We start from the raw sequence: 25782 nt of genomic DNA on the forward strand, positions 1-25782 counted from the left end.
GTTCCTTCTTTCATAGTGAAATTCATCTACTAATGATTTAGTTATGACCAACTCTTCCATTGACCTTCTGGATCAATGGATGCAAGACGAACCCATCCGTTACGAACCTTTTGACGAAAATTCGAATTGTCCTTAAGCAGCCTTTCCACATGTTCCTGCGGAGCTTGAATGACAACTAATAATCGTAATGGCCTGTGATAATTCTCATTATCTGAACTCATCACTGACTGCCAAGGAAGACCAGTTAGTAGGTCACTTCCGTTTCCCTGCATGACACCAATTCCAGAAGTGACTGTTTGGGTCGCTTTATTCCCGCTACCATAATAATGTGGAGCTACTGTGGACGCATAGTATTGCAAGTTAATCCACTGACTGACAGTTGCCGGACCTGTAATAATGCTTGCAAGCAACTCACCATTTTGATCTTTGTTCCAAGAATAGTTATGAAGAAAAACCTCTCCACCCAAATTACACTCCTTCGTAAGCTCACGTTCCCCAATAATAAACGCCGCATTACGTGCAAGTCCCCACTCAGGGCGAACCTCACTCCAATCATCTGCAAAACGCCTTGCCTCTGCACTTGGATTTTTATACTTTGAGGTGATATTTGGCAATTGCTTCATTCGCTCAGCATTCGCCTCATGACTAACCCTTGGAAGTACGCTTTTAATCTGTTCAAGCGATTCTTTTGCTGCATCTGAGAGTTCAGGAACATAAACCCAATGAAGTTCATCAGTTGATGTAATATGTTCACAAGCTGCAAAAACGGTATCATTCGGAATGATAATCCCTCTCGTTGCAAGGCTTTTTCTTACACTTGGAAGATTACATAAAGTCGCAAGCACCCTCGCGTTAAATTCACCTGACGCTCCTCCACATGCTCCGCAATCTAGCGATGATGCATATGGATTATTCATGCTACGGCTTCCATGACCGCAAATGGCGACTAAAGGAGCGAAATTCTCGGTTAACCCCATCGTCCTTAAAGATTGTTCAACATAATGTACTTTCTCTTCTTCTGAAAATCCAACTTGTAGCTCTGACTCAGAATCGTGCACATGGTCTAGTGAGAGTTTAGCTGAAGGCTTACGTAGCCATTTTTTACGTACTTTGCGAATCACCGAATCCGTGCTCCTAGGGATAAAACTTCGGACCACCGTTTGCAAACCAAGCCATGGTCCGCTTATTTCAGGTAACACAAGGCTTGAAAACAAGTTGTGTTTCATCGTCTTAAATGTAGACTCAAGGGAATGACCCGCATGCATACGTTGTTCATATTGTTCTAATTCTAACTTAGGCAAAGTTTCTACTACTTTAAATTGTGGCTTATTCATAACCGGCAAGGATTGATGACTATGGGTACTACAAAGCTTCTGAGTTTCAATCGGTAATCCAAAAAAACCGGCTGTGCCAAATGTCTGAAAAGGACCAATTTCTTCTAGTTTACGACGAAAAGGTTCAGATCGCACATCAATACAAAAAGCGAATTGTGCCTGTATCTGATCTTCGTGACTATCGGAATGCTTTGATTTTATTTTCACCATGTTCATTAATTGATGCTCATAGGTTTTTTCCCATGCTTCCAGCCAAAGTCGCTGACGGGTCATTTGATCAAAGTGATGCCCTAGTGTTATGCGTGCTTTCAGTTCTGGTAAAGGCATCCTGTTCCACTCTTGAACAGATAGATTGCTATACCGAACACAAGTTGAAATCAATGATTCCAATCGTGCTCTATTCTCAATCTTTTGCTCTTTTAATGGCAATAAGGGTTGGATGATGACCCACTCCATAGAAATTCGGACGGCTAAATAGTCGATTAACAGTTTCGCATCCATTTCGGATTGCTGAGAACGCCAAAGCATCATACCAGCCCAGCCAGGCAATGCAAGTAGATGGGCTTCTAGATACTCTTGTATATCTAAATAAGGGATTTCTAGTTTATTCAAAACTTCCGCTAATGCTAAATCTGCATCATTAGGCAATTCATCTAACTGCTTGCGAACGTTAGTCTTAAGTGCCGGATCCAATGTAACGAGTTTTCGCCACGCATGATAAAAGCCTTCCTCTCGATTCGGCATAGACCAACCACCCAGTGAATCGTCTACATACAATTTACACCACTTAATGATATGGTGGTTAAGTTCTTTACCAACCATCCCATCACCTAATTGTTCCAAGTATTGACTATAAGTACGGACAGCCTGATTTTTTCTAATTTGAAGTTTCAATTGACTTACTTTCTTTACTAACCTCTTTAATTCGGCATCCTCCAGTTTATAAGAAGATGCATGATCTAAGAGTACGGCTTTGCAGTATTGTTCAGCTACCTCACGCGACAGTTCTAAAGACTGTGTATCTAGCCATCTTTTAAGCCCTTGTTCTAAAAAAACAACGTTAATCTCGCCTTGATTCCATGCCGTTTGAAACATAGTGTCACTTGGATAAATATTTACATCACACACATTTTCAAGTCGGCGAGCAACTTGTTCAAATGATTGTTGTTCTAATCCTGCCCAAGGACTGCGAGCTGCAAACGTTTGAATTGGGCCAAGCGGTGAAATCACTTTACTAGCCGCTTCCACTACATCAACCAGATCAAGATGAAAGGCATCGAGTTCTTTTTCCAAGTAAAGATTTTTAGCTAATGTGGTATTCATCATGCATTCTCCCCTTAACATGTAGCTTAGTTAAATATTTCGGATGACTATCAATCGATTCACTCCGAGGTTCGCTCCATTTTACAAGCCAAAGATAAATAAAGGCATATACTTTTGATGATCGGTGACGAACCGCCCATGCACCTATCACACTTCCAGCTAACAAGAGCACAAGAAGTAAAATGGCCACAAACATTGGCGGCTGTCCCCCGGATGGAACCATTTCATCCAACAGTTGAACAAAAGCTGAGTGGATGAGGACAAACACTGCACCAAATATTAGAAGCAGAGAAAATCCAACGACATGCCCGATTCGTCCGTACCCTGTGGCAATAAGCTGCTTCCAAGCGTAGAACACGGACCACCCAATAATGACTGAACTTATAAGCTGATACGTCTCCCCTTGAGAGGTCAACCAAAAACTGGTCCCAACGAACAAACCTAATGCGCCTCCGGTAACGCTCCATACAATGGAAGGTTGTTGGGCCGAACGGGAAATCGACCGATTTTGATCAACTGCACTACCAGCCTGCAAGAAAAGAGTAGCTTTAAATAACCCATGTAAGACAGCGTGAATAATGGCTGCCCAATAAGCCCCTAGTGCACACTGGATAAGCATAAAAGCCATCTGGGCAATCGTAGAACCTACAAGCTGTCGTTTGTAATCAACCTGAACCAACATCATCCCGGTTCCGATCAATACGGAAAAACTAGCTAAGATTAGGAGCACAATCTGTGCCGGATCGCCATTAAAAAGAGGGGAAAAGCGTGATAAAATCATTCCCCCGCCATTCACAATACCTGCATGCATGACAGCCGAAATTGGCGTTGGAGCAACAACTGAATCGATCAACCAACGCTGGAATGGCCATTGTGCAGCAGGAATCACGACAGCAATTATGAGAAGTAGGTCAATACAGGTTTTCTCCCATGCATCGAGTTGATTAATGCTGTCAGCATCTAAAGCGAGTGACAATTGCCAGTAACCCGTAGTTTGAGCAACCCAAACACCTGCAACGACTAAGATTAACCAGCTAATGGCAAATTGCTGACTAGACATTCTTGCAGCATTTTTAGCCACTTGCCACTCTTTTCTTAATCCAATTAGAAGCGTCAATCCCAGAAGGGTGACACCCCAGAAAATAAGTAATAAACGAAGATCATCACTACACCATGCGATTGAGTTAGCAACTGTAGTAAGTGTTAATAATGCAAAATATTTACGATATGAACGATCCCCTAGTAAATATCGAACGGAAAAACGTTGGACAATCAGGCCAACTGTTAGGACAAATGCTGCCAATAACCAAGACAGGGAATCCATGTGCCAAGGTCCAACAATCACGCTCCCACTTTCAAATAAAAGCAAAGTTATCGCCATTATTGGAGGCAGTGCGATGATGGCAATGTGGGTCCGAACATAATTCAAAGGAACCTTTGGATGTAAAAAAATAAATGCACTTAGCAACGAGAGTGCTAGTAAAATAAAAAATCCCGACTGAAGTGTAAAAAGATTTAATGAATGCATCTCGCCTCTCCCCCTTTCGACTTTTTAAGAAACATAAAAAAACCGACAAATTTCAATGTTCAATGGCACCACGACCATTAAGCGCTGAAAATTGTCGGTTTACTTTAAACGAACCTATTGGTTTTTTTACAGTCTACCGTCTTTATTCTATTTGAACCGTTCAACTTGCTCTAATTTGCTATTTTGTTAGATTCACTTTTTCATATAATCAATAAAAAATTATTAACTCTATGCTAAAGCAATCAATTAATTTATAGAAACAGAGGCAAGCATTAATTTGTGTAATATATTTTACTATTTTTAAAACATTTATGTCAAGAGTGGTTTTATTTTATCTTTTCGGAAATCACCTGAAAAACCGGACCTGATTAAGGTCCGATCTACTTTCATTCTTCAATCATTTTTATTATTTTCGCCGGGTTCCCACCCACCACCACCACATTATCAGGAACGTCTTTTGTTACAACGGAACCCGAAGCGACTTTCGTAGAGCCTGTTGCTTTAGTATGCCATTTAATTTTTCCGAACTTAGTAGCATTGCAGCAACATAAAGAACGACACAAATTGGTAAGATACCAATTGTTGAGTGAGATGCAATGAACCCTAGAAGTGGTGGCATGAAGGTAGTGCCCGTATAAGCGACCGCCATTTGATAACCCATGATTGTCTGAGAATGTTTTTTCCCAAATCGCGCTGGCGTTTCATGCAACATACATGGAAATATTGGTGCTAATCCTAGTCCAATAACAATAAAACCGACAAGCGAGAAAATAGTTGGTAATGGTAAGAATAAGATAATCGCACCTGTTAAAGCAATGATTTGTCCCGCTCGAATCAGGGTACGGTTTGTCATTTTAAAGGTAACAAAGCCTGTGATTAATCTTCCAACTGTGATTCCAACGTAATATAAAGAAACCCATTTTGCAGCTATTGCTGGACTTAATTCTTTTACATTTACCAAGAAACTACTTCCCCAAAGCCCTACTGTTGCTTCAACCCCACAATAGAATAAGAAAGAGGCAAGTGCCAGCTTCACTCCTTTAATTCGCAAAGGTTTTACATCATTAAGCACGACATCACTAGATGCATCTTTCGTAGGTTCCAGATCTTCGTTAAAAGCAATATTCCTGTTATTGTTTACTTTGCTCCATAAAGGCAAAGTAAATAGCAGGATGATCACTAACGCAAACTGAATGCTAGAAATAACGAAATATCCATTTCTCCAAAAGTTTCCCTCTGCAATAAACTGAGCCATAATGATAGGACCTAAAGTAGCTCCAACTCCCCAAAAACAATGTAACCAACTCATATGATGCGCCTTATAATGGGTAGCCACATAATCGTTTAATCCTGCATCAACCGCTCCTGCCCCTAATCCTAGTGGGATCGCACATACAACTAACCAACCAATTGAAGGAGCAAAATGGAAGCCTAGCAAAGCACAAGCAGTCATTAAGACGCTGACAAATGTGACTTTTCCAGTTCCATACCTTTTTAAAACCTTTCCGCTAATCAAACTGGAGATAATGGTACCACCCGCAATCGTCATAAAAAGGAATCCAGCTGTTTCTAGTGGAGCACCCAAATCCAGTTGCATGACTGGCCATGCTGCGCCTAACAATGAATCTGGCAAACCTAGGCTGATAAAAGCTAAATAAATAATAATTAAAAGGAGTAATGTCATTTTTAAACCTCGCCTTTACGAATATGTAATTCATTCATCATAAGGTCAATTCCAAGACCTTGTAATCCAGACAAATAATCCTGTTTCCAATCGCTAATTGTCAGCTTTGGAAGATGTTCTGAAGGGATATATTTTGAACTACCCTTTGCCATTTTATCTATGATGTCTTTTTCGATTTCATCTATACAAAAAATAATGGTATGTGGATTGATGATCGCTACAAAGGATGCTATTAATCTACTAAATGCATCAATCTGGTTATCATTTATAAGTGACTTCTTTGACCCATTTTTCATTTTTAGCGCCTGCCCAAAATTCCGATCATCATACTGTGGGACGAATGAAACCTCTCCTGAGAAAAAGGTACTTCCCCGTACCACATCTCCATTTATCATAATTCCAGCACCAGGACCATTATGACCGCTATATAAATAGACTAGTGATTTATTTTCCTTATTTCCCATGCTATGTTGGTAACCAAGCACTGCCGCATTCATATCGTTCTCTACTACAACTGGTATAGAGAAACGGTTTTCCAAGTATTCTTTTAGATCAAAGTTTTGAAGATGCTCATAATCTGGTATATAAAAAATCCGACCATTATCAACGGAACCAGGAACACCAATAGCCAAAGAACTGATTTTTGGATTCTCCGTTATGATGGAACTAATGTATGTAATTAATAAATCCAACCCATTGTCCACTAGTACACTGGGAGCTTTTCCTTGTTCTCTCACTTCTCCGACACAATTAAAAATTGTATAAATGGTCTCTGTTTTCTCTAAGAAAATGGCGAGTCCGAGCATATGCTCTGGGTTGTATGAATATCTTTTGGCCCTTCTCCCACCACTAGATTCATCCAAACCCACCGAAGTAATTTCGCCATCCTTCTCCATCTGCGCTAGAAACTTACTTATTGTTGGAAAACTAATGTCTAACTTATCCCTTAGTTCAACCTTTGTTGCACTTCCTAGTTCTAAAAGAGTTTTACGAATACCATAGAGAATGGCCTTCTTTATTGTTTTCGGACTGGTATCCATCATGAATTCCCTCTTTCTAACAAACTTTTTAAAGATGTTTAATAAGTGTATGCCGAGACTTTTTAAATATCTTTAATAAGCCCTATAATAATGACAATATATCAAATTAAATTTGAGGAAGCAACCCAAGGACAAGGATAAAACTCCCTGGTTTTCTATTGCCAATTAAAAAAGATTGGCCCCTAAACGGGTCCAACCTGATTTTTAACTATTTCTATGTTTATTTATTTCTTTCGGATTGTTAATTAGAGTCCTTTCATCATGATGAAATCCGTTTGTTCTTCGTCCCCCATATTAAAGGAATGGGCTCCCGTTTGAACAAACCCCATTTTCTTATAAAAGGCAATAGCATTTTTATTTTTTTCCCAGACACCTAGCCAAATTTTCCTTTTATTACATTCTGCCGCAATTTCCTTGGCTTTATTTAACAAAACTTTACCAAGCCCATGTTTTTGAAATTTGTTCTTTATGTATATCCTCTCAATTTCAAGGGATTCATTCCCCATTTCTTCTGACTGAGAATCATCGATATTGACTTTCAAGTATCCAGCGATTTCATTATAAACATAGACAAAAAAGAACTGCGACTTTGGATTGGATAATTCTTTTTCTAATTGTTTTCTATTAAATGCCCTTTCCAAATAGGCTTCCATATTTTCGGGTGTATTCTGCTCCTTAAATGTTTCATTAAAAGTTACAATACTTATTTGTTGGAGTGTTTGTAAATCTTCAAGATTGCATTTTTTCATTTTTACCGTCATTTTGAAAGATAGCTCCTTTATTATTTATGGAATCGTATCAAGTATAAGTTAAGCTACTATCACTCCCGCAAAGTTCCCGCTCAATACTTGTTTCTCTTTTTGATTCATGCAAAGAAAAGTTGCCATAATAGATATTCTATTATTATCCTTCCATTCCAATTTTTCGATTGTTACTTCACAACGAATGGTATCCCCAGTAAAGACCGGTCTAAAAAACTCAAAATTCATTGTACGTGCCAATACATTGTAATCCCCACCGACTTTTGTTGGCAAAGTCGCAGTTAACAACCCTTGAACGACAACTCTCCCCAGTTCATCAGGATTAGTATGGTGGTCCCCTTCATCCATAGATACTTTTGTAAACAGATCCACATCTTCCTTTGTAAATGTCCGTTCAAATCGAATGATATCTCCAACTTTTAAATCCAATGCAAACTCCCCCTGAATTTTATAGTTTGTAAGACCATATTATACCTATCGAATTTAGACTATTCTCCAGTTTCAGCAAAGCGTTTGATTCTTTCACCAATTTCATCACGGACCTGCTGGAAAACAGCCCATTTTTCTTCTACCGTTCCTTCTGCTTTTGCTGGATCATCAAATCCCCAGTGTTCTCGTTTGACTTTAGGCGGTGTAACAGGGCATTTATCATTGGCATCCCCACAAAGGGTAACAGCTAATTCTGCATTATTTAGTATTTCAGGATCGATGATATCCGACTTTTGGTTTGATATATCAATTCCAACTTCCCGCATTGCTTTAACTGCATTCGGGTTGAGTCCATGTGCTTCAATTCCCGCACTTTTTACTTCCCATTCAACATGATTTAGGTATTTTTTTGCCCAACCCTCTGCCATTTGGCTTCGACAAGAATTCCCTGTGCATAGAAAGTAGATCGTTTTTTTTGCCATAACTCATTCTCCTTTAGAAAAATAGTAGTGAAATATAGAGTCCAATTAACGTTATAAATAGAATAGGTATCGTTAAGACAATCCCTGTTTTAAAATACGTTCCCCACGATATTTTCACCCCTTTTTGGGATAAAACGTGAAGCCATACTAAAGTGGCAAGTGAACCAATTGGAGTGATTTTAGGACCTAAATCCGATCCAATCACATTTGCATAAACGAGACCTTCTCGGATTAATCCTGACGTGTTCGTTTCTGCAATGGCTAAGGCATCAACCATAACTGTTGGCATATTATTCATAACCGCAGATAATATTGCTGCGATAAAGCCCATTGAAACAGTAGCCACAAACAATCCTTCCTCTGCCACATTTTGAATCATACCTGCCAAGACAGAAGTAAGTCCTGCATTTCCTAATCCATAAACAACTACATACATGCCAATCGAAAAAAACACAATATTCCAAGGGGCTCCTTTAATTGCCGCCTTCGTATCAACAGCTTCACTTCTTATAGCCATGAGAATAAAAAGGATGGCAATCATTCCCGCTACGATGGAAACAGGAACATTTATGAATTCGCTAGTAAAGTAACCAATTAGTAACACCGCAAGAACAAACCATGAGAGGCGGAACAATTTTTGGTCTTTAATGGCTTCATCCGGCTTCCTTAATTTAGATAGATCGTATGTTTTAGGTATACTTTTTCTGAAGTAAATAAGTAGAACTGCAATTGTTGCGACTAGTGAAAAAATGTTAGGAATAATCATTCTCGTAGCATATTCAAGAAATCCTATTCCAAAGAAATCAGCAGATACGATATTCACTAGGTTACTTACGATAAATGGTAGTGAAGTGGTATCGGCAATAAAGCCACTTGCCATAATAAACGGAAACACCATTTTTTCTTTGAAGTTCAAATTTCGAACCATAGCAAGGACAATGGGTGTTAATATCAATGCAGCTCCGTCATTAGCGAATAGAGCGGCAACTATAGCACCTAAAATACTGACATAGACGAACATTCTAATTCCATTTCCCTGTGCAATCCTCGCCATATGTAGTGCAGCCCATTCAAACAAACCAATCTGATCTAATAGTAGTGAAATGAGGATAATGGCAACAAATGATAATGTTGCGTTCCAAGTAATGTCTATTACTTCCATAACATCACTAAATCCGACAACCCCTACTAACAGAGCAATGATTGCTCCACCACATGCAGACCAACCAATATTTAAACCTTTAGGCTGCCAAATAACTAAAATTAATGTTGCAATAAAAATAATGAGTGCTAATACCAATGTTGTTGACAACAGTTGAACCTCCAATAAACGGTTAATATTACTAAGATATTTGATAAGTGTATTATTCACACTAAATCAAAAATATTTGATTTAAGAGTTAAAAATTAGCAACAACAACTATTATTTGCTGCTTTAATTCCTGTTTTTCTAAATATACAACAAAGTTCTTCAGAGAGTAGGTTGTTTACTTCTTTCTCATTTATATCGTAATAACTCCACGTTCCCTTTGTTTGTTTAACAATTAAATCTGCCTCTAATAAAATTTTTAGATGGTACGAAAGTTTTGATTGTGAAATACCAAAGGATTCTGTTAAATCACACACACACGTTTGACCCCGTTGACAAAGCTCATACATGATTTCTAGCCTCTTTTGATCAGCGAGAGCTTTAAACTTTTTTTCAAATAGTTGGAAAGTTGGTTTTACTGCTTCCATCGATATCCTCCTTTCATCAAATTTTTTTGATATTTGAATCATATTTTAATTCCTGATTAAACGCAATACATAAATCAAAAAAAATTGATTTATTTAAGATTTACTGGACACACAAAAAAACCCGAAGGCTCCAGAGAAGTACCGGAAAACCCTCAGGTTGAGTTGAGTTATCTTTTTTAAATATTAGTTTTGATATCTTCTTATTAAATCAACAAATGCATTCACAAAGGATTGTAAAAATTCAACTGTTCCTTCATCCTTGATTTTACCTTCATCATCCAATAAACCAATAACATTCCCAATATATGCCTCAGGTTGTTGAACTATAGGCATATTTAAAAATACAAGGGATTGGCGTAAATGATGGTTTGCACCAAAAGCACTTAAATTCCCTGGAGATTGGCTAATAATTGCTGCCGGTTTTCCATCCCATACGCTTGCTCCATATGGACGAGACCCCACATCTAAAGCGTTCTTTAAGACAGCTGGTACTGAGCGGTTATATTCTGGAGTTATAAACAAGACAGCATCAATTTCCTTCATTTTGTTACGAAATGTAGTATACTCTGCTGGTGCATTGTTCTCATCATCGAAATCCTGATTATACAAAGCTAGATTTCCAATCTCTACAATTTCAGCTTCATATCCTTCTGGGAACAATGAAGCTACATTATTTGCGATTTTTTTTGAAAAAGATTCTTTTCGAAGACTACCTAATATGATACCTATTTTTGCCATTACAAAGCACCCTTTCAAGTGATGATATTTATCGTTTTATAGCTTGATGTATACCGTTTAGCTCAGTTGTGGTATATCGTTTATCGTTTTTCGATCACGTGATATACCGTTAGGCTCGCTTGCGGTATATCATTTATCGTTTTCAGCCACGTGGTATACCGTTTAGCTCGTTTGCGATATATCATTTATCGTTTTTCAATCACGTGATATACCGTTAAGCCCAGTTGCGGTATATCGTTTATCGTTTTTTGATCACGTGATATACCGTTGAGCCCAGTTGCGGTATATCGTTTATCGTTTTTCGATCACGTGATATACCGTTAGGCTCGCTTGCGGTATATCATTTATCGTTTTCAGCCACGTGTTATACCGTTTAGCTCGTTTGCGATATATCATTTATCGTTTTTCAGCCACGTGGTATACCGTTTATCTCGTTTGCGATATATCATTTATCGTTTTTCAATCACGTGATATACCGTTAAGCCCAGTTGCGGTATATCATTTATCGTTTTTCGATCACCTGATATACCGTTGAGCTCAGTTGCGGTATATCGTTTATCGTTTTTCGATCACCTGGTATACCGTTTAGCTCAGTTGCGGTATATCGTTTATCGTTTTTTGATCACGTGATATACCGTTGAGCCCAGTTGCGGTATATCGTTTATCGTTTTTCGATCACGTGATATACCTTTTATTAAACTGGATAGATTGTTTTATGATCTGCAGTAATCGTAATTGTGCACTTTTCCTGATTATATTCAACATTACCATCTGATGAATAATACCAAGTCTTTTGGTTCTCCTCGACATCAAACAGATTCAATTCCTCTTTAAATTTAATGACCTCTTTGGCACCTTCATCGGATATTTTAAGAGATATGACCCACTTGTCTTGCTCTGGATGAATCTCATATTCATCTGTTTGATAAAAGAGTCGGCTTCCAATCGAATGACGAATCAATAACATATTAGGCACCACCCAAATCTATCAATAAAAAGAAGGTTTCTTTTGTTGATTTTAACGTAAGTTCAGTTAGTTCAGTTATACGTGCACTATCTCTTTGTCCAACAACAACGTCATTGTTTAAAACAAGCTCCCCATCAATCACAAAAACATACATCTTTCTTCCTTGTTCTTGTTGATAGAAGATCTCTTCTCCCGCATCTAATTTAGATAAGTATAATGTAACATCACTATGAATTTTCGCTGCTCCATTGGTTGGAGCTGCGGAAACGATAGGTAACAACTTATTCCTCATTGAATCAACATTATAAGAAATATCCTCATAGGAAGGAGGTAATTGCTTTTGGGAAGATTTAAACCATAGCTGTAAAAAGCTTGCTTCCTCATCAGGAGAAGGATTCATTTCAGAATGGAGTAGACCAGTTCCAGCACTCATACGCTGTACATTTCCAAATTGTAAGATCCCACTATTCCCTAGACTATCCTCATGCTTTAGCTGACCACGCAATACAATCGAAACAATTTCCGCTTCCCTGTGCGGATGAATACCAAATCCTTTTCCGGCTTGTACGGTGTCATCATTAAACACACGAAGTGGACCAAAATGGATATTTTCCTCATCATAGTACTCACCAAATGAAAAACTAAGATTGCTCTCTAACCAATCATTTTTAACAGAGTACCGAGATCCCGCAGGATACCTTTGAATCATTTATCTCACCTCTAGATATCTTGAATTCAAGATAAATATATAGTAAAAACCTGAAATTGTCAATTTCCACCTATTATACTAGGTTAACAGGTGCTTCTACATTTAAGCGGCTCTTTTTATCTCATTTGCATTCTCGTTGAATAGCAAACGACTTATTGATAACAGCTTACTTCCATTAATCTAAATAGTTATAAATTTTTATACCATTGTGCAGCAGCTTCAACTTCTGTCGCTGTCAACTGATGGCCTCTATCTTCCCAATGAATTTCTACATTTGCATTTGCCTTTTCTAATAAAGACTGCAACTCAGCCGATTCCATCGGAGAACAGATTGGATCATTTGTTCCAGCAGCAATAAATACGGACTTCCCTGTTAAATCAGGAAGATCAATCCCTTTACGAGGAACCATTGGGTGATGAAGAATCGCTCCTTTTAATGCATCCTGATAGTGGAACAAAAGACTAGCTGCAATATTTGCTCCATTTGAATATCCAATTGCTAAGATGTTATTTCGATCAAATTCATATTTCACCGCAGCTTCATCAAGAAACTCATTCAATTCTTTTGTTCTGAAAATAAGGTCTTCTATATCAAAAACACCCTCTGCTAACCTTCTGAAGAATCGAGGCATGCCATTTTCCAGGACATTTCCACGAACACTTAATACGGATGCCTCATCATCTATTCTTCCTGCAAGAGGTAACAAATCTAATTCGTTACCTCCCGTACCGTGTAGTAATAACAATGTAGGTTTTTCAGGATTTTTACCCTTGTTAAATATGTGTTTCATTATTTGTCTCCTTCCAATACGCGAACCTTAACAGCTGGTAAGATTGCTTCTAATTCTTCTCGTTTTGACTCAAGCCATGTAGGAAGCATAAGTTTTTCACCTAGTTCAACATTTGACTCATCTACCGAAAACCCAGGTGGGTCTGTTGCTATTTCAAAAAGAATGCCGCCCTCTTCGTGAAAATAAACAGCTTTGAAATATTGTCGATCCCGTACTTCTGTTGGATAATAGCCTTTTTCTTGAAGGAGATTTCTCCATCTGAGAAGATCCTCTTCATCCTTTGCTCTCCATGCGATATGGTGAACAGTTCCTGCTCCCATAAGACCTCTAACTGAAGGGGTTAACTTAATATCAATGACATTTCCATGTAAGCCATCGGACCTGTATCGTAGAATACCCTCTTCATCACCAATACATGTTAGACCTAATACATTCTCAAGGACATCAGCCGTTTTATTGGGTTGTGCGGAAATTAAAGTTGCTCCAACAAAACCTTTTATTGCATTCTCGGCTTTTATTCCACCGAAACTCCAAGTATTGTTGAGACCTTCACTTCTTTCTATTAGTTCCAATTTAAGACCGTCTGGATCTTTAAATGTTACATATCTTTCTCCAAAGCGAATGGATGATGTGAAATCAATACTGAACTTACTCAAGCGATTCTTCCAAAACTCTAAAGAACCGAGTGGTATAGAATAGCTCGTTACCCCGACTTGCCCCATTCCAATTCGACCTTTTAGCTGTTTGAGCCATGGAAAAAAGGTAATAACGGTTCCTGGATCCCCAGTTTCATTTCCAAAGTACAGATGATACACCTCTGGTCGATCAAAATTTATGGTTTTTTTAACAAGTCTAAGTCCAAGTACACCTGCATAAAAATCAATATTCCTTTGGGCATCGTTAACCATTGCTGTTATATGATGGATACCAGATGTTTTTTGCATCTCATTCTCTCCATTCATTCATAATTTGCTTATTAATCTAATTGTTTCACCTGAATAGGAATTAAACGATGTTCGAGTTGCTCTCTATATTGTTCATACTGTGCAGGTAACATTAATTGTTCTCCCATTGTTTCGTGTGATTCGTCATGTGCGAATCCAGGAGGATCTGTTGCAATTTCAAACAAAATTTCACCGTGTTCTCTAAAGTAAATCGCATTAAAATAATTTCTATCTTGCACAGGGGTTACACCATATCCATTTTCTGCAATGTATTTTTGCCAATCCAATTGATCTTTGTCGTCAATCGCTCTCCATGCAATGTGGTGAACTGTTCCAACCCCCATTTGTCCTCTTCCAGTTGGAACCACCTTTAGGTCTATGATATTTCCAATATCAGCAGAAGAACGATATCGGACAAAATCCCCTTCCCTATCTACATATTCAAGACCCATCACTTTTTCTAGTAATTCTACTGTTTTATCTGGATGGGATGAAAATAATGTCGCTCCACCAAAACCTTTTATTGCCACTTCGGGGGTTACTTCTCCGAATGTCCAATTATTGATTTCTCCTTCTTCTCTTTCGACAATTTCTAGGTGAAGTCCATGTGGATCAGCGAATTCCAAATATTCTTCTCCAAAACGGTTTATTTTAGTGAAAGAAATATTAAATTTTTCTAATCTTGATTTCCAAAAATCCAATGCTCCTTTAGGAACAACATAAGAAGTAACACCTACTTGGCCATCTCCAATTCTTCCTTGATAGGCATCTGCCCAAGGGAAGAATGTAATGATTGTCCCTGGTTTTCCACCTTCATTCCCAAAATATAAATGATACGTTCCCGGATCATCAAAATTCACAGTCTTTTTAACTAATCGTAATCCTAAAACACCAGCATAGAAATCTACATTTTCTTGTGGATGACCTACTATTGCAGTTATGTGATGAATTCCCATTGTCTTTTTACTCATTTTTATTTCACTCCTATTTTTGGTTTTTATTTAAATAAAACCATTCAACCTTCACAATTTATCTTTAATTTAAGTATCTTTATTTCAAGATATTACTTCTGAAAAATGTCAATACTAAATTGACCTTAATTTTCTACCTTTTCTTTTACTCTTTTTAATAAATCTATCAGAGTATCTACCTCCTGAGAATTTAGTGAATCAAAAATACTATCAACACAATCCTCATGTTCAGGCATAATTTTATTCATCAATTCACTTCCAGCAGTCGTTAACGATACATGTATCGCTCGTCGATCATCTGGACAAGCACTTCGCTTTAGTAATCCTTTTTGTTCTAATTTATCGATTACATATGTCATTGAACCGCTTGTAATCAATACGCTCTTACCAATTTGATGAATGGTTTGTTTACCTTTATGAAAAAGCACTTCTAGAACTGAAAATTCAGTTATGCTCAAGTTATTTTTCATCATATCGTCTCTGATTCTATCTTGGATTGCTCTAGATGTTTGCATCAAAATTAAAAATGGTTGGTTTGTGCATTTTCGGGCCATATTTGCACCTCCTCAAAAGAATCTCAATTTAAAATATCTTGAATTCAAGATAATAGTAATACATTAAAAATCATGTGTCAATAACTTAACTAGCTTTTTTGACTTCAGCCTTTAATATATCCTCTGTTTTCAGCTCGAGTGTCTTTTCTAATAATTCGATGGTGCGTAATGTTTCTCGAATGTCTTTTTCTGTTACCACATTTTCAGTATTCTTTTCTTTAATAAGATTTTTTATTGAAGACTTAAAAGCATTTGTGTTAATTAACCATTCCCCAATTAATTTTTTTGTTGCCACTCTTTCATTTACATCTTTAATACTAAAAATGTTTTGTATTTCAGGTTCTAATAAAGCAATAGTATTCATCTCGGGATGTATTCTTATCCAAAAGTAGTTGACCTGGCTATCATAATAGTTCTGTTCTATCAAACGATAATATTCAATTCCTATCTTAATATCGAAAAAAGGACTGTATTCTGTTGAAATGCGTAGATCGGCAACATGGACATTTTTTTGAATATCTAAATATGTTTCCATTCCTGACTTGGTATCAATCACTTTTGCGTCTAATATTTGCATCATTCTCTATCTCCTCTATCGTATTTATTAGGTGAAACCTTAGGTTACTTTATGTAACCAATAGTACATCAAAGGTTACTTTTAGTCAACAAGTAATAATTAGTATAAATAAATAGCAACTTATTATTTTTCTATAGTATTGTTACTACTATTCCTTAATTTTGTCATAATTCATTCATAATATTCCCTTTTTATAATGGTCTGTTTAGGATATAATTTAATTAAACATTACATTACCTTGTTACTTTTTGTGTATATAGATGATTACTAAAATAGGAGGTGTATAGTCATGGAGAGAGAATGCTCAAAGGTTGAAGAATTATATCATATGATCGGAAAAAAATGGATGGGATTGATTGTTCACACTTTAATGGAAGAACCTAAACGGTTTAGTGAAATACATGCCTCGATTCCTGATTTAAGTAAAAGAATGCTTAACGAACGGATAAAAGAACTCGAAGATTGCGGATTGGTCCTTCGAAACGTGATTACAGATCGTCCCGTACGAACGGAATATTCACTAACCAAAAAGGGACATGAATTGGGAAAGGCATTAAAAACTGTTGAGGATTGGGCTAATAACTGGTTATGATGATTTCTAAACTCTTACTGCTTGCTTGAACAAGCAGTATTTTTTTGACATAAAAAGAGGATGCAATACACGCATATAGCATCCTCTTTTATATAGTCACCCTACTTAGAAATACGCTCTAACAATTCAGCTCTTTCTTTTTCATAGCCAGGTTTACCTAATAACGCAAACATATTCTTTTTATATGCTTCTACTCCAGGTTGATCAAATGGATTTACTCCCATTAGTAAGCCGCTAACACCACAAGCCTTTTCAAAGAAGTAAACCATTTCTCCAAACGTAAATTCGTCTAGTCTGTCAAGCTCTACAGATAGGTTAGGAACTCCGCCGTCTACATGTGCCAACACCGTACCCTGTGCTGCATTCTTATTCACATAGTCCATTGTCTTTCCAGCTAGATAATTTAAGCCATCTAGATTAGATGCTTCCTCACCGATTGTAATATCGAGCTTAGGTTCTTTTACAGTCACAACTGTTTCAATAAGATCCCTTCGACCTTCTTGTACATATTGTCCCATCGAATGCAGGTCAGTAGAGAAGTCAACAGAAGCTGGATAGAGTCCTTTTTGGTCTTTTCCTTCACTTTCCCCAAATAATTGTTTCCACCATTCAGATACATAATGTAAAGATGGTTCAAAGTTAACCAATAGTTCTATGGACTTCCCTTTTCGATAAAGTGCGTTTCGAACTGCTGCATACTGATAGCTTTGGTTTTCTGCTAAGTTAGGATTACTATATTTATCAGCTGCAGCTGCAGCACCAGCCATCATTTTATCAATATCTAGCCCTGCTGTAGCAATCGGCAATAATCCTACCGCTGTTAATACGGAGTATCGGCCGCCGACATCATCAGGGATGACAAAGGTTTCATATCCTTCTTCATCTGCAAGTGTTTTTAATGCACCTTTTGCGCGATCTGTTGTAGCGTAAATACGTTTTTTCGCCTCTTCTTTTCCATACTTTTTCTCCATATACTCTCGGAAGATACGAAATGCAAGTGCAGGCTCTGTTGTTGTTCCTGATTTTGAAATAACGTTTACTGAAATATCTTTGTCCTTCAGCACGTCAAATAAGTGAGAAACATATGTGGCACTGATATTTTGTCCAACATAATAAACTTGCGTTTTGTCATTCATTTGGTTATGAAATGTATGTGATAGGGCTTCGATTGCAGCTCTTGCACCAAGGTATGAACCGCCAATTCCGATTACGACCAAAGCGTCCGAATTGTTACGAATTCTCTCGGCAGCTGCTTTGATTCTAGCAAATTCTTCTTTGTCGTAGTTATGTGGCAATTCAACCCATCCAAGATAATCAGAACCTGGCCCTCTTTTCTCGTGGAGCATTTCATGAGCTACCTTTACAAATTCACTTAAATAGTCAACCTCATGCTCTTGCATGAATGATAGTGCGTTAGAATAATCAAAAGTAATCGACATATATATTTCTCCTATTCTTTCTTAAATTTATGTAGAAAGGGACTACCATAAATGGAATCCCTTTATTCTAGTTGTACTGTTGTAACGCCTAATAAAACGAAAATCTTATACGCTTTTTTAATATCATCTAGGTTAGCAGTATTTATAAAGAATTTCATTTTTATTATTTTTTTACGACAGCATGTCCACCAAATTCATTTCGTAATGCTGCTACAACTTTCCCTGTGAAGGTATCATTTTCTAATGAGCGGTAACGCATCAATAGTGACATCGCAATAACTGGAGTAGCTGTTTGTAGATCTAACGCCGTTTCAACCGTCCATTTTCCCTCACCTGAGGAGTGCATAATTCCTTGAATCTCATCCAAATTGGCATCCTTAGAAAATGCATTCTCTGTTAACTCCATTAGCCAAGAACGAATAACGGACCCATTATTCCACACTCTAGCTACTTTTTCATAATCATAATCAAACTCGCTTTTTTCAAGTACTTCAAAGCCCTCTCCAATCGCGGCCATCATGGCATACTCGATCCCATTATGAACCATCTTTAAGAAGTGCCCACTTCCTGCTTTCCCTGCATACAAGAAACCATTCTCCACGGCTGTATCTTTAAAAATAGGTTCAGCCTGTTCCCATGCCTCTGGATCGCCGCCAATCATATAGCAAGCACCATTTCGTGCCCCTTCCATTCCACCTGAAGTACCAGCATCCATGAATCGTACGCCAATTTTCTTTAAATCATTGTAACGTTGGATAGATTCCTTATAGTGAGAATTTCCAGCTTCGATCACAATATCATCTTTATCTAGAAATGGTGCAACTTCATCAATGACGGAATCTACCACAGAATGGGGGACCATTATCCAGATAATTCTTGGCTTCTCTAAAGACTCAACTAGTTCTTTATAGCTTGATACCCCGGAAGCACCGTATTTCTTCATTTCATCAACAGCACTTGGGTTCACATCGTATGCTACTACTTCGTGATTATTATCGATAAGATTTTGTCCTAAGTTAAAACCCATTTTTCCTAATCCTATTAAACCGACTTTCATGTTGTATTCCTCCAATAATAGTGTTATAGACTTATAGTTTTTGTTCTGGATTTTTGTAAAAGACCCAGAATATCTTATTTCATTCCTACTAATTCTTTAGCTTCTTGACTTTGGGTTCTTGCATCTAACCACCATTTAAATCCCTGCTCTTCTAACAATGAATCGGACGCCTTTGGACCATTCGAACCTGACTGATATTCATGTAGCGGAACAAGGTCTTCTTCAAATGCTTCAAGAATAGGCTGAACCCACTCCCATGACAACTCGACTTCTTTCCAATGTGCAAAGAATGTTGAATCACCAATGAAAGCATCATGAATGATTCTTTCGTATGCTTCCGGCGCTCCTATTCCTGTAACTTCACGCGAAAGGTTAATTCGAACAGGCTCAATTATGCTATTGTTTGTTGAATTTTTACTATTCAATTGGAGTGAGATATTTTCATCTGGACCTATTTCAATAATTAATAAATTTGGCTCAATTTCTTGATTCGTATTTTCATAAGGTGAATTCAGTATATTTTCAAATTCAATTACGATTCGTGTTGATTTTTCCTTCATTCTTTTTCCAGTTCGTATATAAAAAGGTACACCTTTCCAGAATGGATTATCGATCCAAATACGAGCTGAAATAAATGTATCTGTTTTAGAAGAAGGATTTACTCCAGGTTCTTCTGTATAGCCTGCAACTTGATTACCATTACTCTCCCCTGCACCGTATTGCCCACGAATAATATTAAAGCGAACTTCTTCTTTATTCAGTGGACGAACCGCTTCCATGACCTTACGCTTTTCATTCCGAATTTCCGTTGCATTAATCTCCTTAGGTAAGGACATAGCAGTCATCATTAACAGTTGAAGCATATGATTTTGAACCATATCACGGATGGCCCCTGCCTGGTCGTAATAGCCTGCTCTTGTCTCAACACCCACTGTTTCACTCGCTGTTATTTGAACATTTGCAATGTAATCTTTGTTCCATATAGATTGTAAGATTGGATTTGCAAATTCAAGAGCTTCAAGATTTTGAACCATTGATTTCCCTAGATAATGATCTATCCGGTAAATTTCTTCTTCTTCAAACGCACCACTGAGCTTAGCGTTTAATTCACGAGCTGACTGCAGATCATGTCCGAATGGTTTTTCAATCATCAATCGTTTCCAGCCCGTGGTATTCCCAAGACCACTTTCTTTGATGTTTAAAGCAATAACATCAAAGAACTCAGGAGCCACAGAAAGGTAAAATACTCGATTTTCATTGATATGTAGTTCTGCTTCTCGCTGCTTCACCATCTCAAGTAATGGTTTATACCCTTCTTTATTGGTAACATCAAGGGCCTTATAGCGAAATAAATCTAGAAAATCACCCATTTCATCAGGAGCATGTTCAAGACGTCGTGAAAAAGAAAAGATAGAGTCTTTCACTTTTTCTTGAAAGTCCCTATGAGAGAGATCAGCTCTTCCAAGTCCAATTATCGATATTGGTTGTGGTAATTTTTTATCAATAAACAGGTTGTACAATGCAGGGAAAATCTTTCTTTTGGCTAGATCACCTGTTGATCCGAATAATACAAAAGTCATTGATTCCAATTTAAATCCTCCTTGTAAATATAATTGAAGGTTGTTGTAAATCACTACCCTTTATTTCTATGTCTAACTAAAACAGAGTTATCTTTCTCTCTGTCCAACGTAATGTATTTATCAGTCATTCCGAGAAATAACCCATTTTCCATAACGCCAGGTATTAGGTTAAGAGCTCTTTCTAATTCTTTAAGATTCATCTTATCTGGTAAACGACAGTCAAGAATATAATTACCATTATCCGTTCGAAATGGATCTCCCTGAACTTGTCTTAAATGGGGGATAAGCCCAAGTTCTTGTATCTTTTTCTTTGTCATTTCAATGCCAAATGGCAGCACTTCAACAGGTAATGGAAAAGATCCTAATTTTGCAACGTTTTTATCTGGGTCAGCAACTACAATAAAAGTGTTAGCTGCATGTGCGATGATTTTCTCCCGTAACAGGGCACCTCCGCCCCCCTTGATGAGGTTTAATTCTGGATCTACCTCATCAGCGCCATCGATGGCCACATCAATTTGTTCAACCTCGCTAAATGAAACAAGTGGGATTCCGACTTCCTTAGCTAGTTTTTCAGTTTCTTTTGATGTAGGAATTCCCTTAATCGAAAGTCCATTCCGAACGAGTTCTCCAAGTTTAGTGATGGTATAGAACACTGTCGTTCCAGTCCCTAGACCAACTACCATTCCATCTTTTATATAATCCAAAGCTTTTTCTCCAACCTCTTTTTTCTCATTCAAAGGATACTTTCTCCTTTCCTATTTGGAGATTCGACTTTTACTTTAATTTTGCCATTGCTTCTTAATTTGCTCTTCCGCGATACGGAATATTTGACTTTGAGGTGTCCCTTTCTTAACAATGACGTTTGTTAGATATTTTTTGCCTTTATACTCAAGATTCAAGGTAACCTCAACCATATAATTCACTCCTATCTGAAAAATATTTATTTTGTGTATCTTTTTATAACAAGTCACTATTAGTAACCAAAGGTACTTTATGTAACCAATAATAACCTTCGTATTATTTTTAGTCAAGAAAAAAACATCTTGAATTCAAGATATATAATTCAATGAAACTCTCACTGCTTAAACAGTGAGAGTTTCATTAATGGACAATCATTATTCTTTTTAAAAATATTTACTATCTCTTTATATGTTTTTTTATATTCGGCTTACTTTACATGAGAAGTTACACCTGCATTTTCTCCCTTATGATACAGGTCACCTGAAATCAATAGGCTCCTCAATTGGTTTTAGATTTTCTTCGATTTCAACACGTTGATCTTCTAAAAATGGTGGAAGATCTAATGCTTCACCTAGTGTTTCAATATCACCGTCAATTGTGAAACCAGGTCCGTCTGTTGCAATTTCAAATAAAATACCGTTTGATTCACGAAAGTATAAGCTCTTAAAGTAGAAGCGATCCACAATGCCAGATGTATGGAAGCCACGTGCTCGAACCTGTTCATCCCAGTAGGCAAGCTCCGTTTCATCTTTAACACGAATCGCTAAATGATGAATACTGCCGCGTCCAGGTCGTTCAGTAGGGCCATCTAAAAATTTCACAACGATTTCTCCAAATACTTCCCCTTGGACGGATTGGAAAATGGCTTCCTCTTCCATACGTGAGATTTGCGTATAACCAAACATCTCTGTGAGGGTTCTTGCTAATTTATCAAGTCTGCGTACTGTGATTTCCACTGAACCCATGCCCTGAATTTGGTGTTCTTCGGGAACATTTGACTTTTCCCATGTATCCCAGTGTTCAACTTTTTCACCGTTTGATACCAGTAACACCATACGCAAACCTTCTTCATCTTCAAAATGTAAGGCTGGCTTATTGGCGTATGTTGTGATTTCACTGTGTTTTACACCATATTCTTGAAAACGTGCTTTCCAATAAGTTAAGCTGCTTTCAGTAGGCACAAGCAGACCAATTCGAGTGATGGCATTTGTGCCTCGATGCGTCCTCCCCACTGGAGGAATTTCAAAAAATGATAGCTCGGTACCAGGACTTCCAGTTTTATCTCCATAAAATAAGTGATACATCGATGGATCATCCTGATTTACTGTCATTTTCACACGTCGTAGTCCGAGAACCTCACGATAAAAATGGTTATTTTGTTTTGCATCCTTTGTAATCATTGAAATATGATGATGCCCTGGAATTGTATACATAGGTACTCTCTCCTCTTATCATTTTACTAGTCAAGTGATATGGTAAAAAAATTATCTCGTCTGCAGTTTCTTTTTTTCGCTATTTTTTTGTACGCGCGACATTAGCGTATACAAGATTTTTTGTTCTTCTTTTGTTAAACATTCATCAAAGAAAGAGGACTGAAATTCAAGCTGTGCTTCAAACGCATGATCTAGTTTTTTACGGCCTTTTTTCGTTAACGAAATTGTTTTCGTCTTCCAATCTTGCTTTCGTTCAATGAGCCCTTCTTTTTCAAGGCGAGTCAGCATCCGCGAAATACCACCCTGCGTCACCGTAACTTTCTCGGCAAGCTCACTTTGCGTTAATGGCTCGTATGTTGAAATTTGCATTAACACATCAAATTGAGCAGTCGTTAAATCAAACTTCTTTAAAAAATCATTTGATAACAAATTACTTTGGTGTGTAAATCTAGTCAGCCTCAACCAGATTAATGAACCGCGAGTATTTTTTTGCATAACGCTGTGTGTCACTCCCTTTCATCACCGTCACTTTACCACTCAATTGATAATAACGCAATAAATATATCTTGGATTCAAGATACTTTCATTTCCAATGACGAAAACGATAAAAAACATTTTTACCATACTGCGCGCAAATAGTTGTTAAACTAATGGATAGGCCCCATCCCATACAACTTTTCGATAATGATCTGGATCCGTGTCACCTTCTGTGCTGATAACAAGAATTTTCGAATTTTGATCTATTTTAAATGCATTTCTCATATCATTTAGCATTCTATTTTCAGATAATAGACTAACTAATCCTATACCAACTGCCGCGCCAGATTCACCTGAGACAACATGGGGGTCACAACCTAGTGGGTTTGCAAGAATTCGCATCCCTCGTGCGGCCATGTAGTCTGGGCAAGAAACAAAAACCCCGGCATAATCTTTTAAAATTCCCCAAGACGCTTTACTTGGTTCCCCACATGCTAAACCTGCCATAATCGTATTCAAACTCCCCGTCACTGCGTGAGGCTTCCCATCGCCAACTTTCATAGATTGGTAAAAGCAATCAGCTTTATCTGGTTCAATTATTACTGTAGTAGGAAGTTCATCACCAAATTTCTCTACTAAATATCCGAGCACACTCCCCGCAAAAGAACCAACTCCCGCTTGTAAAAATACATGTGTTGGTCGATCATTAACAGTTTCAGTAATCTGCTCTATTGCTTCATCTATGATTGTGAGATAACCCTGCATGATCCAAGCAGGAATCTCTTCATATCCATCCCAGGCCGTATCCTGTACCAAAATCCAGCCATTTTCTTTAGCCTTCTGACTTGCCAACCTAACCGTATCATCATAATTTAAATCTGTGATAGAAGCTTCTGACCCTTCATTGCGAATATTGTTTAATCTTATTTCCGAAGAACCCTTCGGCATATAAACGATCGATTTTTGTCCAAGCTGGTTTGCAGCCCAAGCGATTCCTCTTCCATGATTTCCATCCGTTGCAGTTACAAAAATAATATCCCCCAATTTCTCTTTTATTTCATCACTTCTTAATGTTTCAAAAGATAGTTCTGAAATATCGACGTTTAATCTTTTTGCTAGATATTTACCCACAGCATAGGATCCACCTAATACTTTAAAAGCATTAAGTCCAAATCGATAGGATTCATCTTTAACCCAAATATGACGAACCCCAAATTGTTTAGATAACGCATCTAAGCTATGTAGGGGAGTTACGTTATATTCCGGAAAACTTTTATGAAAACTTCTTACCTTCTCAACTACTTCTCTATTCAAAATTACTGCAGATACTTTCTCTGAATCTGCTTTCCTTGTATTTTCATTTACAAAATATTGAATTTCTGTTTTTATTTCTTCTAAATTCGTCATATTCAAACTCCTTAGCAAAATGGTTTGTTTTAAAAAAAGTGATACTTTCTCTCTTTATATGTAGGAAACTTCCACAAATTCCATTCCAAACTTTTTTCTAAAAGAAAAGGCGTTATAGACAAGTTTTTCATTAAAAGTTGTCTATAACGCCCAGTTCGAATTGAAGATATATATTTTCTTATTAATAAAAAGACCTTCATAGGCCTTTATCTACTTTTCACAAGTAATTCAACTGCTTCTTTTACAAGTTCTTCTGTGCTTTCCCCTTTCTCATCAGCGTTACGTACACATGCAACGAGGTTGGAGCTTACCACTACTCCAATAGTTCGATCAATAGCAGTACGGGCTGCGGAAAGTTGAGTAATAACGTCTTTACAATCTTTATTTTCTTCCATCATCCGTAATATACCACGTAATTGCCCTTCGATGCGTTTTACGCGATTTTTTACCTTCTCATCGTATTCCATGTAAATGGCCCCCTTTCATC

Annotated in this window: 27 protein-coding genes and 2 pseudogenes; 1 reads left to right on the plus strand and 28 read right to left on the minus strand. The window is 37.5% G+C overall.

Going from position 1 to position 25782, the window contains the following annotated elements; all coding sequences use genetic code 11:
- Positions 1 to 41: 41 nt before the first annotated feature.
- The 18 genes and pseudogenes from ABC371_RS04195 to ABC371_RS04280 all read right to left on the minus strand — a co-directional run bounded on the left by ABC371_RS04195 (position 42) and on the right by ABC371_RS04280 (position 16572).
- Positions 42 to 2657, minus strand: a complete 2616-nt coding sequence (locus ABC371_RS04195; RefSeq protein WP_412899276.1) for a DUF2309 domain-containing protein — start codon at positions 2655 to 2657, stop codon at positions 42 to 44.
- On the minus strand, positions 2638 to 4185 hold the full coding sequence (locus ABC371_RS04200; protein ID WP_412895701.1) for an NADH dehydrogenase subunit 5: 1548 nt from the start codon (positions 4183 to 4185) through the stop codon (positions 2638 to 2640). The genes ABC371_RS04195 and ABC371_RS04200 overlap by 20 nt, the downstream gene beginning before the upstream one ends.
- Before the next feature lie 386 nt (positions 4186 to 4571).
- Positions 4572 to 4667 (minus strand): annotated as a pseudogene (locus ABC371_RS04205) (acetyltransferase); the annotation flags it as partial.
- Positions 4646 to 5869, minus strand: a complete 1224-nt coding sequence (locus tag ABC371_RS04210; RefSeq protein WP_412895702.1) for an MFS transporter — start codon at positions 5867 to 5869, stop codon at positions 4646 to 4648. The pseudogene ABC371_RS04205 and the gene ABC371_RS04210, both read right to left, overlap by 22 nt.
- A 2-nt stretch (positions 5870 to 5871) precedes the next feature.
- A complete protein-coding gene (locus ABC371_RS04215) occupies positions 5872 to 6909 on the minus strand; it encodes an ROK family transcriptional regulator (RefSeq protein WP_412899277.1) in 1038 nt (345 codons plus the stop codon).
- A 245-nt stretch (positions 6910 to 7154) separates the two neighbouring features.
- Positions 7155 to 7670 (minus strand): spermidine/spermine N(1)-acetyltransferase, encoded by a 516-nt coding sequence (paiA, locus tag ABC371_RS04220; RefSeq protein WP_412895703.1) that lies wholly within the window; start codon positions 7668 to 7670, stop codon positions 7155 to 7157.
- Between the two features lie 48 nt (positions 7671 to 7718).
- A complete protein-coding gene (locus ABC371_RS04225) occupies positions 7719 to 8099 on the minus strand; it encodes a hotdog domain-containing protein (protein ID WP_412895704.1) in 381 nt (126 codons plus the stop codon).
- Between the two features lie 59 nt (positions 8100 to 8158).
- The gene (gene arsC / locus ABC371_RS04230) at positions 8159 to 8581 is read right to left on the minus strand and encodes an arsenate reductase (thioredoxin) (protein ID WP_412895705.1); all 423 of its coding nucleotides are present in this window, start codon (positions 8579 to 8581) and stop codon (positions 8159 to 8161) included.
- 13 nt (positions 8582 to 8594) lie between these two features.
- The gene (locus ABC371_RS04235; protein WP_412895706.1) at positions 8595 to 9893 is read right to left on the minus strand and encodes an arsenic transporter; all 1299 of its coding nucleotides are present in this window, start codon (positions 9891 to 9893) and stop codon (positions 8595 to 8597) included.
- Positions 9894 to 9988: 95 nt separating this feature from the next.
- Positions 9989 to 10318: an ArsR/SmtB family transcription factor gene (locus ABC371_RS04240; protein ID WP_412895707.1), complete on the minus strand. Its 330-nt coding sequence runs from the start codon at positions 10316 to 10318 to the stop codon at positions 9989 to 9991.
- A gap of 183 nt (positions 10319 to 10501) precedes the next feature.
- The gene (locus ABC371_RS04245) at positions 10502 to 11056 is read right to left on the minus strand and encodes an NADPH-dependent FMN reductase (RefSeq protein ID WP_412895708.1); all 555 of its coding nucleotides are present in this window, start codon (positions 11054 to 11056) and stop codon (positions 10502 to 10504) included.
- A gap of 694 nt (positions 11057 to 11750) precedes the next feature.
- A complete protein-coding gene (locus tag ABC371_RS04250) occupies positions 11751 to 12023 on the minus strand; it encodes a hypothetical protein (RefSeq protein WP_412895709.1) in 273 nt (90 codons plus the stop codon).
- Position 12024: 1 nt separating this feature from the next.
- Entirely contained in the window at positions 12025 to 12732 is a 708-nt protein-coding gene (locus tag ABC371_RS04255; protein WP_412895710.1) for a pirin family protein, read from the minus strand.
- Between the two features lie 188 nt (positions 12733 to 12920).
- Positions 12921 to 13526, minus strand: coding sequence for an alpha/beta hydrolase (locus ABC371_RS04260; RefSeq protein ID WP_412899278.1), 606 nt, complete (start codon positions 13524 to 13526; stop codon positions 12921 to 12923).
- Positions 13523 to 14467, minus strand: coding sequence for a ring-cleaving dioxygenase (locus tag ABC371_RS04265; RefSeq protein WP_412895711.1), 945 nt, complete (start codon positions 14465 to 14467; stop codon positions 13523 to 13525). The genes ABC371_RS04260 and ABC371_RS04265 overlap by 4 nt, the downstream gene beginning before the upstream one ends.
- A 32-nt stretch (positions 14468 to 14499) precedes the next feature.
- Positions 14500 to 15438: a ring-cleaving dioxygenase gene (locus ABC371_RS04270; RefSeq protein ID WP_412895712.1), complete on the minus strand. Its 939-nt coding sequence runs from the start codon at positions 15436 to 15438 to the stop codon at positions 14500 to 14502.
- Positions 15439 to 15563: 125 nt separating this feature from the next.
- Positions 15564 to 15992 carry a MarR family winged helix-turn-helix transcriptional regulator gene (locus ABC371_RS04275; RefSeq protein ID WP_412895713.1) on the minus strand — a complete coding sequence of 143 codons (429 nt, stop codon included), beginning with the start codon at positions 15990 to 15992 and terminating at the stop codon, positions 15564 to 15566.
- Positions 15993 to 16077: 85 nt separating this feature from the next.
- Positions 16078 to 16572: a hypothetical protein gene (locus ABC371_RS04280; RefSeq protein WP_412895714.1), complete on the minus strand. Its 495-nt coding sequence runs from the start codon at positions 16570 to 16572 to the stop codon at positions 16078 to 16080.
- 286 nt (positions 16573 to 16858) lie between these two features.
- On the opposite strand from ABC371_RS04280, the gene ABC371_RS04285 reads away from it, so the two are divergent.
- A complete protein-coding gene (locus tag ABC371_RS04285; RefSeq protein ID WP_412895715.1) occupies positions 16859 to 17161 on the plus strand; it encodes a winged helix-turn-helix transcriptional regulator in 303 nt (100 codons plus the stop codon).
- A 101-nt stretch (positions 17162 to 17262) separates the two neighbouring features.
- Here ABC371_RS04285 and ABC371_RS04290 read toward each other — a convergent pair whose 3' ends face one another.
- The 10 genes and pseudogenes from ABC371_RS04290 to ABC371_RS04335 form a co-directional block, all read right to left on the minus strand.
- Positions 17263 to 18600, minus strand: a complete 1338-nt coding sequence (locus ABC371_RS04290) for a glucose-6-phosphate isomerase (protein ID WP_412895716.1) — start codon at positions 18598 to 18600, stop codon at positions 17263 to 17265.
- Between the two features lie 77 nt (positions 18601 to 18677).
- Positions 18678 to 18758, minus strand: a pseudogene (locus tag ABC371_RS04295) (fructose-6-phosphate aldolase); the annotation flags it as partial.
- A gap of 5 nt (positions 18759 to 18763) precedes the next feature.
- A complete protein-coding gene (gnd, locus tag ABC371_RS04300; protein WP_412895717.1) occupies positions 18764 to 19657 on the minus strand; it encodes a phosphogluconate dehydrogenase (NAD(+)-dependent, decarboxylating) in 894 nt (297 codons plus the stop codon).
- A gap of 74 nt (positions 19658 to 19731) precedes the next feature.
- On the minus strand, positions 19732 to 21246 hold the full coding sequence (zwf, locus tag ABC371_RS04305) for a glucose-6-phosphate dehydrogenase (RefSeq protein ID WP_412895718.1): 1515 nt from the start codon (positions 21244 to 21246) through the stop codon (positions 19732 to 19734).
- Between the two features lie 44 nt (positions 21247 to 21290).
- Positions 21291 to 21974, minus strand: coding sequence for a ribose-5-phosphate isomerase RpiA (rpiA, locus tag ABC371_RS04310; protein WP_412895719.1), 684 nt, complete (start codon positions 21972 to 21974; stop codon positions 21291 to 21293).
- Positions 21975 to 22016: 42 nt separating this feature from the next.
- Positions 22017 to 22151 (minus strand): BA3454 family stress response protein, encoded by a 135-nt coding sequence (locus ABC371_RS04315; protein ID WP_116353964.1) that lies wholly within the window; start codon positions 22149 to 22151, stop codon positions 22017 to 22019.
- 303 nt (positions 22152 to 22454) lie between these two features.
- Entirely contained in the window at positions 22455 to 23411 is a 957-nt protein-coding gene (locus ABC371_RS04320; RefSeq protein ID WP_412895720.1) for a ring-cleaving dioxygenase, read from the minus strand.
- A 51-nt stretch (positions 23412 to 23462) separates the two neighbouring features.
- Positions 23463 to 23906: a MarR family winged helix-turn-helix transcriptional regulator gene (locus ABC371_RS04325; protein WP_412895721.1), complete on the minus strand. Its 444-nt coding sequence runs from the start codon at positions 23904 to 23906 to the stop codon at positions 23463 to 23465.
- 147 nt (positions 23907 to 24053) lie between these two features.
- Positions 24054 to 25295, minus strand: coding sequence for a diaminopropionate ammonia-lyase (dpaL, locus tag ABC371_RS04330; protein ID WP_412895722.1), 1242 nt, complete (start codon positions 25293 to 25295; stop codon positions 24054 to 24056).
- Between the two features lie 206 nt (positions 25296 to 25501).
- Positions 25502 to 25762: a metal-sensitive transcriptional regulator gene (locus ABC371_RS04335; protein ID WP_136379216.1), complete on the minus strand. Its 261-nt coding sequence runs from the start codon at positions 25760 to 25762 to the stop codon at positions 25502 to 25504.
- Positions 25763 to 25782: the final 20 nt, after the last annotated feature.

It is taken from the genome of Bacillus jepli, from assembly GCF_047238305.1.
Lineage (GTDB): Bacteria > Bacillota > Bacilli > Bacillales > Bacillaceae_L > Ferdinandcohnia.